Raw genomic sequence first — 12,801 nt, forward strand, 5'->3', positions numbered from 1 at the left:
CTCCCTCATTTTGTTTTATAGTAAAGGCCTATTCTACTAAACTATTTTTCGAGTAGACCAAAATCATTTCGTTCTCTCTTCTTATCTTACCACTGAATCATGTGGGGATCAGACCATTTGCTCATGACTCTTTTGAAAAAAGTACCTCTTGACCTTCCTGTAGCTGGAAGCTGTATAATGAAAAAGCCAACTAAGAAAGAAATGAGGAACCCTCATGTTAACCATTAGTCAATTTTCAAAAATTGCTCAAATCACTACTAAAACACTTCGTTATTACGATGAAATTCAACTGCTAAAACCGGCAGCCATCGATCCACATAATGGTTATCGCTACTATCGTAGTAATCAGATGGCGACCGTTTTCCTGATTCAAAAGCTAAGAAACTATGAATGTTCATTAGATGAGATTAAAAAGATCCTAGCTGATCCTGCACAACTAAAGGTCACCTTGGAACGAAAGCAGGCTGAAATTGACGAAAAAATTCTTACCTATACTTCTTTGCAGACGTTGATTGAGAAAGATTTGTCTGCTTTGTCAGATGGCGAACTTTATAGGCAACATCAAGAGCAAATTGAATGCGTAGATAGTCCGCAAATGACCATTTTTTCCGTCCGCCGTGTATTGAATGTACAGGATTTCAGCGTGCTGATGACAGAAGTTTTCGAGACAATTGCTCAAGATGGCATGATTCCTATTGGTCCACCTCTGTCCATCTATCATAGTCCAGAGTATACACCGGATCACTATGACATGGAGTTTGGTGTCCCAGTAGCGGATCCGAATGATAAAACCTACGAATTACTCTCCCGTCCTTGCGCAAAGCTTCATTACAAAGGACATTATGAACGGCTGACGGAAGTTTATATGCAGTTAAGTCAGTGGGTTGAAGAACAGCATCTGCAAGTAGTCGGTCCGGCGATCGAATTATACGTGACTGACCCAAACACGACTGATCCAGCGGAGAATGAAGTAACTATTTACTTACCGATAAAATGAAAAAAGCCACAACTAAACATAACGAGTCATGGTTTTTAGCAGAAATATATGATAGTCACCTTTTCTACTATTATATATAGCAAAATAAAAAGCCGCAGGAGATTTTTTTCTCGCTGCGGCATAGAGCATTACTTCTCTTGTTCACTTTTGACTGGACAGCTGCAAGTGCACTCTTCGCAGGAACTGCCATTTTTTATTTTACGATACACAATGACACCGGCACTGCCAAAAATCAATACGGATAGGACTAAGGTTGCCATTCTTCTTTCACCTCTTTGATGTGTTCAATCGTCACAATTGGTGTGCGATTAACTGGTCTTCTTACTATGAAGTATAACAGCACAACAACTAAAGCAACAGCAAGAACCACTCCAAAACCGATATTTCCACCTTCAAAGATCACATGACCGATTTGATAAATAATGAAGCTGACGACATAAGCAAGTCCACATTGGTAAGCAATCGCGCGAACCGTCCACTTCATATCACCCATTTCTCGGTGAATCGCACCCATAGCAGCAAAACAAGGCGCACACAGTAGATTGAATACTAAGAACGAATAGCCGGCAACTGGTGTATAGGCAGCACGTAATGCTGTCCATATTTCTACACCATCTTCAGCTACTTCAGCATGTCGGTACAAAATACCAAAGGTGCCGATAACATTTTCCTTCGCGACTAAACCAGTAATGGCTGCCACAGCGCCCCGCCAGTCTCCCCAGCCTAATGGCGCAAAGATCGGCGCAATTATTCCGCCTAGAAAGGCTAAGATACTATCATTCTCATCCACTGATTGTAATGAGAAGTTATAGCTGGAAATAAACCAGATAATAATACTAGAAACAAAGATAATTGTCCCTGCCCGTTTAACAAAGGCTTTACTATGATCATACGTATAGCGCAACGTATTGCTAATTCTTGGCATATGGTACAACGGTAATTCCATGATGAATGGTGCTGGATCCCCAGCGAATAATTTAGTTTTCTTCAAGGCGATCCCTGATAACACAATGGCACCCATCCCAATAAAGTAAGCCGATGGTGCTACCCAGCTGCTATTAGGGAAGAAAGCACCCGCAACTAACGCAATGATCGGTAATTTCGCTGAACAAGGCATGAAAGTCGTTAACATCGCCGTCATGCGACGATCCTTTTCGTTTTCGATCGTACGACTCGCCATTACCCCAGGGACACCACAACCAGTGGCAATCAACATGGGAATAAACGATTTACCTGACAAACCAAATTTACGGAAAATCCGGTCCATCACAAAAGCGATCCGAGCCATATAGCCGCAGTCTTCCAACAAAGCTAAACAGAAGAACAAGACCATTAATTGTGGTAAGAAACCTAAAACAGCTCCGACACCGGCAATAATTCCGTCTAAGATCAAGCTTTGCATCCAATCGGCGACATTCCATGATGCCAAGACATTGCCAACAAAGTTCGGCACAGCTTCGCCGAATAGAACATCGTTGACCCAATCTGTTCCCATAACCCCGATCGTTTGGATGGAAATGTAGTAAATTAACCACATTACAAAAGCGAAAATTGGTAACGCCAAGAAACGATTGGTCACAATGCGGTCAATTTTATCCGATAGTGAAAGTTTAAACTCTTCATTATCTACCATACATAAAGCTCTTAAATGCGTAATAAAATCATAACGTTCATTAATGATAATGGTTTCAGCATCATCACCGATGATTCGTTCCGTGATTTTGATTGTTTCTTCGATTTCTTTTTGTTGGATACTGCTTAGGGCTAATTCATCCTGAGCTCGAACATCTCGTTCAAACAGTTTTACACTGTACCAACGACTGTATTTTTCTAAAACCGTATTGCCTAAGACGTTGGTAATTTCACTTAAGGCTGCCTCTACTCGTTTATCATAATGAGGGAAAGTTAGTTCTTCTTGTGGATTCTTAGCAGATTCAATCGCTTGTTCCACCGCTTTATCCAGCCCCCAATTTTTCAGTGCACTGATGCCAATTACAGGAACGCCCAAAGCATAAGACAGTTTTTCGAGGTTAATCTGTTTGCCATCTTTTTTAACCAGGTCCATCATGTTAACAGCAACGACTACCGGAATTCCTGTTTCAATCAGCTGGGTCGTTAAATAAAGATTTCGTTCTAGATTGGTGCCATCGACAATATTTAAAATGGCATCCGGTATATTTGATAATAAATAGTCCCGCGCCACCACTTCTTCGGGTGAGTAGGGTGATAAAGAATAAATACCGGGCAGGTCATCAATAATTATTTCTTGTTGCTTTTTGTACTTTCCTTCTTTACGTTCTACTGTTACTCCGGGCCAGTTTCCTACAAACTGATTGGTACCGGTTAAGATGTTAAAGGTACTGGTCTTCCCACTATTGGGATTTCCGGCTAAAGCAATATGCAATTCTGCCATCTATCTCGCCTCCCTAGCTACAACAACCATCTCAGATTCATTTTTCCGTAAGCTTAATTCATATCCGCGAACTCGAATTTCCATCGGATCACCGAGAGGAGCTAATTTTACTACTTTTACCTCAGTTCCCTTAGTCAAACCCATATCCATTAAACGGCGCTTCACTGCACCAGTACCATGAACCGTCACAATTTGTCCAGTATCGCCTACAGCCAGCTGGTCTAACGATACCCAAGCTCGCTGTTCTTCTATTACTTCATTCACAACTATCTTCATCAATAAAGACTGATCCAAGGCAACTCGAGCATTATGTAATAAAACAATACTATTATCATCCGAATGATTCACAACCGCCACTTTCGTTCCGACAGTCATGCCTAAATCTTGCATACGGCGTTTCAACTCAGCATCCAGCTGAATGTTTTCAATTTGTACAACTTTATTTAACGGGGTTTCTGCTAACGTTGTCATGGCGCCCTCCACTTGTTTTCATTAATAATGATAATCTTTCTCATTTAGAATACAATTATTGTCATTAGAAGTCAATAAAATCTTGAGCATTTCAGTTGACAAATTAGCGATTTTATAGTTATGAATATTCAGAACTAGTTATTCTAAATTTTTTTCACTTAGTAAAAAAACATTGACTGACCTCATTCTTTGTTTAAAGTGACTATAATCTCTGAAATATGGCGTTTTCACGCTTTTCCAAAAAACACAAACTATTGTGTATGGACTTCCCACCGGCACAAGATGTAGTATCTTATGATTGACTTTTCTGGTACATCTTTTATACTAAGAAGTGTAGAAAAAAGGAGGCCTTTTTATGGTTAAAGTATATTCGAAAAATAATTGTATGCAGTGTAAAATGACAAAACGTTATTTATCTGACAATAGCATTCCCTTTGAAGAAGTAAATATTGATAATGAGCCAGCGGCATTAGATTTCTTGAAAGATCAAGGATTCCAAAGTGTGCCAGTCGTGTTTGGCGGTCAATCAGCGATCATCGGTTTTAGACCTGATCAACTAAAAGCCTTAGCTTAACCTGTAAACTTTGCAGTCAGAAGATTGCAAAGTTTCTTCTTTTAAACGAATAGATGCAAGACAATGATGGACTAATTTTTCATTAGAAGAATTGGTCCAAAACTATGAATAAGGAAAGATGTGACGAAATGAGCCTAAAAGACATAGGAGACGTAAGCTACTTTAAACTAAATAATGAAATCAACCGTCCCGTCAATGGACAAATCCCGTTGAACAAGGACAAGGAAGCCCTAGATGCTTTCTTTAAAGAAAATGTGGAGCCGAACACTCACAAGTTTGCCACGGTGCAGGAAAAAATTTCTTACCTATTAGAACAGGATTATTTAGAGGAAGAATTTGTTGCTAACTATTCACCAGCATTTATTGATCGTTTGTTTACCTATTTAGATGAACAAAATTTTACCTTTAAATCCTTTATGGCTGCTTACAAGTTCTATTCTCAATATGCTTTGAAAAACAATGAAGGCACTGAGTACTTGGAAAGCTATGAAGATCGTGTGGCTTATAATGCGTTGTATTTCGCTAACGGCGACGAAGAATTGGCAATGCGCTTGGCCGATGAAATGATTCATCAACGTTACCAGCCAGCTACCCCATCATTTTTGAATGCCGGCAGAAAACGTCGTGGCGAATTGGTGTCTTGTTTCTTAATTCAAGTAACTGATGACATGAACAGTATTGGCCGTTCGATCAACTCAGCATTGCAGCTGTCACGTATCGGTGGCGGCGTAGGGATTAACTTATCCAACTTGCGAGAAGCCGGCGCACCTATCAAAGGCTATGATGGAGCAGCTAGCGGTGTGGTTCCAGTGATGAAATTGTTCGAAGACAGCTTTTCTTATTCTAATCAATTAGGTCAACGTCAAGGGGCCGGTGTGGTTTATTTGGACGTGTTTCATCCCGACATTGAAGTCTTCTTATCTGCCAAAAAAGAAAATGCCGATGAAAAAATTCGCGTAAAAACATTGTCATTAGGTGTAACGGTACCAGATAAGTTCTACGAATTGGCCCGTAAAAATGAAGATATGTATTTGTTCAGCCCTTACGGCATCGAAAAAGAATACGGTGTGCCTTATTCTTACGTAGATATCACCAAAGAGTACGATAACTTAGTCGCAAACCCAAATATTCGCAAGAAAAAAATTCGTGCCCGTGATCTTGAAAATGAATTGTCTAAATTACAGCAGGAATCTGGTTACCCTTATATCATCAATATCGATACGGCGAATAAAGCCAATCCGATTGATGGCAAAATTGTAATGAGTAACCTGTGTTCAGAAATTTTACAGGTCCAAACACCATCAGCTATTAACGATCGTCAAGAATACGATGAGTTAGGAACAGACATTTCATGTAACTTAGGTTCTACTAATATTGTGAACTTAATGGATAGCCCGGACTTCGGTCAGTCTGTGCGCACGATGGTTCGCGGTTTAACTTATATTACCGATGCATCAACTATTGATGTGGTTCCTTCGATCCAAAACGGCAACAGCTTGAACCATACGATTGGTTTGGGAGCAATGGGTCTGCATACCTATTTTGCTAAAAACCAGATGATTTACGGTTCCAAGGAATCCATTGATTTCACCAACATTTACTTTACCTTATTGAACTACTGGACTTTAATGGAAAGCAACCAAATTGCCAAAGAACGCAAGCAAGTGTTCCATAACTTTGAAAAATCAAAATATGCCGATGGTACTTACTTCGACAAATATTTGACTAATGAGTTCTTGCCAAAAACTGATAAAGTTAAAGAAATCTTCAAGGATATTTTTGTGCCAACCAAAGAAGATTGGGAAGCACTAAAAGCAGCCATTCAAAAAGACGGCTTGTATCACCAAAATCGTTTAGCTGTTGCACCAAACGGCTCAATTTCTTATATTAATGACACGAGTGCTAGCTTGCACCCAATCACTCGCTTGATTGAAGAGCGTCAAGAAAAGAAAATTGGCAAAATCTACTATCCAGCGCCTTTCTTGAATAATGAAACCTTGCCATACTACACTTCTGCTTATGACATGGATATGCGAAAAGTGATTGATGTATATGCAACAGCTCAACAACACATCGACCAAGGCATGAGCTTAACTTTGTTTATGCGTTCTGAAATTCCACGCGGCTTGTATGAATGGAAAAATGAAACGAAGCAAACAACCCGTGACTTGAACATTTTACGTAACTACGCCTTCTACAAAGGTTGCAAATCCATCTACTACGTACGTACCTTCACTGAAGACGCCGAAGAGATCGGTTCAAACCAATGTGAAAGTTGTGTGATTTAATTACCAGTCCTGCTTTTCGCAGTTTAGTATTGTAAAAGAGACTGATAATAAATATACCATTCATCCCTTGATGAACATGTCTAGCAGGATGGTATGCGTTCGACAATCAGACTGATTTTTCGTGGTTTTCGAAAAATCAATTCTTTTACACGGAGTTAGCTGCCAGTAAGTTCCACAACTAGCAGCACAACCGTAAGCAAACAACACCCCTACATCACGAATCTACAACTAGATTCGTGATGTTTAGCAGTATAAAGCAAGATCAAGGAGGAAACTACATGGCAGAAACTTATTACAAAGCCATTAACTGGAATGAAATTGAAGACGTGATTGATAAATCCACCTGGGAGAAGCTGACGGAGCAATTTTGGTTAGATACTCGGATTCCTTTATCCAACGATTTGGATGACTGGCGCAAGCTATCTGATTTGGAGAAAAAAGTGGTAGGCTATGTTTTTGGCGGCTTAACTCTTTTGGATACAGTTCAATCAGAAAGCGGAATGGAACAGCTGCGGGCTGACGTTCGTACGCCTCATGAAGAAGCCGTTCTGAACAATATCCAATTCATGGAATCTGTTCATGCCAAAAGCTATTCATCAATTTTTAGTACCTTGAATACCAAAGCAGAAATTGATGACATCTTTGAATGGACCAATACCAATGTCTATTTGCAAAAAAAAGCTGAACGCGTCAATGAAATTTACAAAAACGGTACGCCGCTTGAGAAAAAAATTGCCAGTGTCTTTTTAGAAACCTTCCTATTTTATTCTGGGTTCTATACCCCACTTTATTATTTAGGAAACAACAAGCTGGCAAATGTTGCGGAAATTATTAAACTGATTATCCGCGACGAATCAGTTCACGGAACATATATCGGTTACAAATTTCAACGGGGCTTCAATGAACAACCGATTGAAGAACAAGAACGTTTGAAGGAATGGATGTACGATTTATTGTATGAATTGTACGAAAACGAAGAACGCTATACCGAAGAATTGTACGATGAAGTCGGTTGGACCGAAGAAGTGAAGACCTTTCTGCGTTACAATGCCAACAAAGCCTTGATGAACCTTGGAATGGACCCACTATTTCCAGACACGGCTGATGACGTGAATCCAATCGTAATGAATGGAATCTCAACTGGCACCAGCAACCATGATTTCTTCTCCCAAGTTGGGAACGGCTATTTACTAGGCCAAGTGGAAGCCATGAATGATGAAGATTACTTGATTGGTTTAGAATAAATAAATTGGCCCTCTCCAGAACGTTAATGGAAGCCGTCCATGCAAAAAAACATTATGGAAGATTGTGACTATCAATCCTCCATAATGCCTTTTTTTATACATTAATCAATCGCAGCTTCGTAATATTTTTGTACATAGACAAATCCTCAATCACATCGGTGTAGGACAACCCCTTTGGCAGATCAATTGTGTAGACGTTGGTGTAAATCCGATAATCATTGCGAAAATCCACATTGAAGTCGACATTTTCCACCTCGATCTTTTTGCTTTCGAAGTAGTTCATGATAAACTCTTTTGTCTCTTCCCGGTGGATAAAGCGAATCTCTAGTTTTTTGATAGCATGAACCTTGATAATTTTCTTCACTACCGTCAATGCCAGCATGACGCCAACAAAACTGGCAAGGGCGATATTATAATAACCCATTCCGATGGCTAAACCTAATCCAGCCCCCGCCCAAATGGAAGCTGCGGTGGTCAATCCGGTAATCGAACGATTGGTGACGATAATCGTTCCAGCACCTAAGAAACCTACCCCGCTGACAACTTGGGCAATCAGACGCGCCTCATCGGAGCGAACAACACCGGCCAGTTCCGGATTTTCAATCGCATAGCGCAGAGAATTGCTGGCGATTTCAGTTTGGATCAAAGCAATGATGGTGGCCCCCATACAAACCAAGATATGGGTTCGAATACCGGCTGGTCGATTGCGGTACTCTCGTTCAATACCGATTGCGCCACCCATTACCATGGCAATGAGTAAGCGAAGCATGATTTCTGTGATAGACAAATCCATTTCCATTTTCGATCACCTCTATTTAAGTATAGCACTTCATTCGGCGGACAATTATTTTGAAGCTTTCAATTGGTCCAATTCTTCCCCGCTTAATTCACGGTAATCACCTTTAGCTAGGTCTACAGGTAAAACTAGTCCGCCCATTCGGATTCGTTTCAAATAGGTCACTTCTTTACCGCAAGCCTTCACCATCCGCTTGACCTGATGGAACTTGCCTTCTTTTAAAACAATCCGCACTGTTGAAATTTGCTTTTCCTTATCGATTTCGTCAATCATCAACTTGGCTGGTAAAGTAAACTCCCCATCCATCTGAATTCCATTGATGAAGGTTTGTTGGTCTTGCTCATTCATGATTCCCTTAACTTGAGCCAAATATTCCTTCTCCACATGTTTTTTAGGGGACAATAACTCATGAGCCAGCTGTCCATCATTGGTAATCAGCAAAAAGCCTTCCGTATCCTTATCCAAACGCCCCACTGGAAATAAATCTTTGCGATAATCAGCTTCCACAAATAAATCCATCACCGTTCGTTCCTTTTTATCTTCGGTGGCACTAACGACACCAGCCGGTTTATTTAACAAATAATAGTAAAATTCTTGATACTTGATTACTTCACCGCCAAAAACCACTACATCCTTCAAAAGATCAACTTGGGCTTTGTCCTTTTTCTCTACCTGGTCATTGACGGTCACTTGACCTTTTTTAATGTACTGTTTGACTTCTTTGCGGCTGCCAAGGCCGGCTTCGGCTAAATATTTATCTAAACGCATAGGACGCTCCTCGATTTTTTCTTTATTATGCCACACAAATCCGCTTAGATAAATCGAAAAACCGACTATCAGTGAGATAGTCGGCAAGGTGTTCCATTATTCAGAAGCTTGAATCCGGGTAATGACGGTTTCTTTATTGACTAGGTGAATGGTGGCTGCTGTCAAAATCAGCTGAACGAAGACGACGACAACGATCAGCAGAATCACCTGCAGGAAGGGATAACTGTAGGTTCTTATCTGCATAATCCCTTCGGCTTCAACATATAAGAACACTAGATAACCAATGATACTGCCCAATCCGGCCGCCAGCAGGACAATCCCACCAGCGTAAAACATCCCTTCCAGCCGCAGCATCTTCTTCATTTGACTGTTAGACATGCCGATCGCCTGCATAATCCCCAGCTCTTTTTTTCGACTTAAGATACTATCAATTGTCGTATTAACTAGATTCATGATCCCGACAATTGCCAGAACTAGCAAAATGGCGTAGCCGGCACCTCGCATTATCAACGTGCCTGATTCCCATATTTCCAGCCGATCCTCGAAGCTGTCTAATTCATAAAACTCGCTTTCGGCTTTGATGGCTTCCAGCTGTTGTTTAACTTCCGACAGCTGATCCTGATCCGCCTTGATATCTACATGGCTAGTTAAATTATTGTTTGAGAAGCCTTTGATGGTTTCTTCCGAGGCCAAGAGAGTATTGTAATTATCGAGGCTTTTTGGGAAATCACCCGCTGCAACAATCGTCATCTTTTTGACGAAGCTTTCGTTGCCATCGAAAATAGTCACATCGACAGTTTCACCAATTTCCAGCTCAGGATAATTATGGGAAATAAACCCACAGGCAATTAAAGTATCTTTTCCGGCTAAATCTTCATAGGTGACATCGCCTTTGTCTAAATTAGCATGCACTTCATCCATCTGATCCTGAGTGATCCCTCCAATGGAAACATTCAATGATTTCCCTGCATTTAATTCTTTAAATTCAGGGATTTCTCCATGGATGGTTATATGAGGGTCTACTTCTTCAACGCCGGGAATTGCGGCAATTTGCTGGAGGGTTTCTGGCGTTAATGGATTATTTTGCTGCAGGTTATTCCAATCCCGCTCCGGCGCCATCTGATCGCCGCCCCAGGTGTCCAGCTCCAGCCGGAAGTCTTCCGCCATTTCCTGCCGAGCAATATCCTGCGGGTCCATACAATTGAAGACGGTTGAGACTGTCACAAATAAAATCCCGATTAATCCCAGCGAAACGATCGTTATGATGGTTCGCTTTTTGTTTCTTGATAAGTTGGCACCGGTTAGACGCTCAAGGTTTAGATCGATAAACCCTTTGCGTTTTTTACGCTTGGTTTCATTTTGACCGGTGTAACGGATGGCTTCAATCGGCATAATTTTGCTGGCTAAGCGCATCGGTCTTAAAGAAGCGATGATCACTGTCAAAAGGGAAATTCCGATACTTAATGCCACGATCCAAGGAACAATCAGCTGAACTTCTCCATTAGACAATACCTGCCGCATCGTAGTGGTCAGGATGTCTCCTCCTAAGTCGAAGGCTTCAACTAATTTTTCAAAAAACAGTAAGACTCCTGCACTCCCGATAACTAAACCAACGGGAATCGCAATCGCTGCTACCAGCAGATTTTCCTTTAAAACAATTTGACGCACTTGTTTTTTGGTTGCACCTAGGGCCTTCAGCTTACCGAACTCTTGGACTTTACTGATTAAGGACACATAGTAAATACTGTAAATCGTTAAAGCGCCGGCGACGGAGATAATGACCACGATGATGGCCATCCCACTATAGAAAGCCGGATCGGTGTAATTGGCAAACAAATAGTCATCATTTGTCACAATATCACTTTCCAGTACGTCAAAGCTTTTGCCGATTTCCTTGGTGGCTGCTTCAATGCCATCAGTTGTTCGGGCTTCTTCTGGTGTCAGGCGCAGAAGCACCCGATAATCCCGCTGATCAACTGGAATATATGTTTCCATAAATGATTTTGATACCATCATGGAGTAGACTTTTTGTTTAGCATTATTAGAAGTTCCTGTCTCTTCAATTAAACCGGAAATCGTAAAGGTTTGCTGCTCTTCGATCCCCGTTCCATCTTTCGTATATGGTTGAAAAGGTAGGAGAACACTATCACCTATTTTCGCTCCCTCATAACCGTAGGCTTTTAGGGTGGATGTTGAAAGAGCCGCTTCGTTTTCTTTTTCTGGCGCCCGTCCATCCATGACTACTTTGTTTAGGTCCAAAGCATTTTGATCCATGTAAAGCATAACGACCTGGGTATCACCTAGCGTTGATCGTCCGACATCTTGACGCAAGCCATACGTTTCCAAGGCAGCATGCTGCGCCAGCTGATCCTTTTTCTCCTCTGAGAAGCCGCGGAACATGGCATGGAAGGTGGGGAAAACTTCATTGACCGCTGCGTTTTGGGTATGCACAACCCCTAAACCCATTGTCAAAATCAAAAAAACCAGCAACGTAGTCAAAATAATAGCAATTCCGGAAAGCAGGTTTTTACTGCGGTGATATTTAGTGTTGGCCCAAGCCACCGAATTGATCATTTTCATTTTAGACCACCTGCCCGTCTTCAATGTGAATAATCCGGTCAGCAGTTTGGGCAATTCCTTCATCATGAGTAATCACGATTAAGGTCTGGCCAAATTTCTCAACTGAGCTTTTTAAGAGCGTCATAACCTCCAGCTCGGTCTTGGTATCTAAATTTCCCGTTGGCTCATCAGCTAACACAATCGCCGGCTGTGAAGCAATCGCTCGGGCGATCGCCACCCGCTGCTGCTGCCCGCCAGAAAGCATGCTAGGCAAGGCATCTTTTCGATCAAGTAAGCCAATTGTCTTCAGTAAATCCTCTACAAAGGCAACGTTCACCTTACGATTGTCCAATCCAATCGGCAGAACGACATTTTCCCAAACGTTCAAAGAAGGAATCAAATTATAATTCTGGAAAACAAAACCCACCTTTTGACGACGGAAAACTGCCAGCTGCTCATCCTTCATGCGATAGATATTTTTGCCTTCCACCAGCACTTCGCCGGCATCCGGTCGATCCAAGCCGCCGATTAAATTCAAGAGGGTACTTTTCCCGGAGCCGGACTTGCCGACAATTGCCACGAATTCTCCTTGGTGAACATCTAAATCAACATGGTCTACAGCCTTTACAATTGAATTCCCATCGTCGTAATGCTTGACTAAATCTCTAATTCTTAAGATCATGGTCATCTC

General features: G+C 41.4%; 11 protein-coding genes. 4 read left to right on the plus strand and 7 right to left on the minus strand.

Annotated elements, in window-relative coordinates; all coding sequences use genetic code 11:
* Positions 1 to 214 precede the first annotated feature (214 nt).
* Entirely contained in the window at positions 215 to 997 is a 783-nt protein-coding gene (locus IGI42_RS05225; RefSeq protein ID WP_438714737.1) for a MerR family transcriptional regulator, read from the plus strand.
* 128 nt (positions 998 to 1,125) lie between these two features.
* On the opposite strand, the gene IGI42_RS05230 is transcribed toward IGI42_RS05225, so the two are convergent.
* The 3 genes from IGI42_RS05230 to IGI42_RS05240 are packed head-to-tail and all read right to left on the minus strand — an operon-like array spanning position 1,126 to position 3,881.
* Entirely contained in the window at positions 1,126 to 1,257 is a 132-nt protein-coding gene (locus tag IGI42_RS05230) for a FeoB-associated Cys-rich membrane protein (RefSeq protein ID WP_438714739.1), read from the minus strand.
* Positions 1,245 to 3,410 carry a ferrous iron transport protein B gene (gene feoB, locus IGI42_RS05235; RefSeq protein ID WP_438714741.1) on the minus strand — a complete coding sequence of 722 codons (2,166 nt, stop codon included), beginning with the start codon at positions 3,408 to 3,410 and terminating at the stop codon, positions 1,245 to 1,247. Before feoB ends, IGI42_RS05230 begins: the two co-directional genes overlap by 13 nt.
* On the minus strand, positions 3,411 to 3,881 hold the full coding sequence (locus IGI42_RS05240; protein ID WP_438714743.1) for a FeoA family protein: 471 nt from the start codon (positions 3,879 to 3,881) through the stop codon (positions 3,411 to 3,413).
* Positions 3,882 to 4,236: 355 nt separating this feature from the next.
* On the opposite strand from IGI42_RS05240, the gene nrdH reads away from it, so the two are divergent.
* The 3 genes from nrdH (at position 4,237) to nrdF (ending at position 7,987) form a co-directional block, all read left to right on the plus strand.
* Positions 4,237 to 4,455, plus strand: a complete 219-nt coding sequence (gene nrdH / locus IGI42_RS05245; RefSeq protein WP_207671941.1) for a glutaredoxin-like protein NrdH — start codon at positions 4,237 to 4,239, stop codon at positions 4,453 to 4,455.
* Between the two features lie 128 nt (positions 4,456 to 4,583).
* On the plus strand, positions 4,584 to 6,743 hold the full coding sequence (gene nrdE, locus IGI42_RS05250; RefSeq protein WP_438714745.1) for a class 1b ribonucleoside-diphosphate reductase subunit alpha: 2,160 nt from the start codon (positions 4,584 to 4,586) through the stop codon (positions 6,741 to 6,743).
* Between the two features lie 278 nt (positions 6,744 to 7,021).
* Positions 7,022 to 7,987, plus strand: a complete 966-nt coding sequence (nrdF, locus tag IGI42_RS05255; RefSeq protein WP_438714747.1) for a class 1b ribonucleoside-diphosphate reductase subunit beta — start codon at positions 7,022 to 7,024, stop codon at positions 7,985 to 7,987.
* 94 nt (positions 7,988 to 8,081) lie between these two features.
* Here the strand turns inward: nrdF and IGI42_RS05260 are convergent, their stop codons facing one another.
* The 4 genes from IGI42_RS05260 to IGI42_RS05275 form a co-directional block, all read right to left on the minus strand.
* A complete protein-coding gene (locus IGI42_RS05260) occupies positions 8,082 to 8,786 on the minus strand; it encodes an MgtC/SapB family protein (protein WP_438714749.1) in 705 nt (234 codons plus the stop codon).
* Positions 8,787 to 8,831: 45 nt separating this feature from the next.
* Positions 8,832 to 9,551: a pseudouridine synthase gene (locus tag IGI42_RS05265; protein WP_438714751.1), complete on the minus strand. Its 720-nt coding sequence runs from the start codon at positions 9,549 to 9,551 to the stop codon at positions 8,832 to 8,834.
* 96 nt (positions 9,552 to 9,647) lie between these two features.
* A complete protein-coding gene (locus IGI42_RS05270) occupies positions 9,648 to 12,131 on the minus strand; it encodes an ABC transporter permease (protein WP_438714753.1) in 2,484 nt (827 codons plus the stop codon).
* Position 12,132: 1 nt separating this feature from the next.
* Positions 12,133 to 12,792 (minus strand): ABC transporter ATP-binding protein, encoded by a 660-nt coding sequence (locus IGI42_RS05275; protein WP_430748880.1) that lies wholly within the window; start codon positions 12,790 to 12,792, stop codon positions 12,133 to 12,135.
* Between the last annotated feature and the right edge of the window lie 9 nt (positions 12,793 to 12,801).

The sequence above is a fragment of the Enterococcus sp. AZ109 genome, assembly GCF_051714625.1.
In the GTDB taxonomy this organism is placed as follows: Bacteria; Bacillota; Bacilli; order Lactobacillales; family Enterococcaceae; genus Enterococcus_A.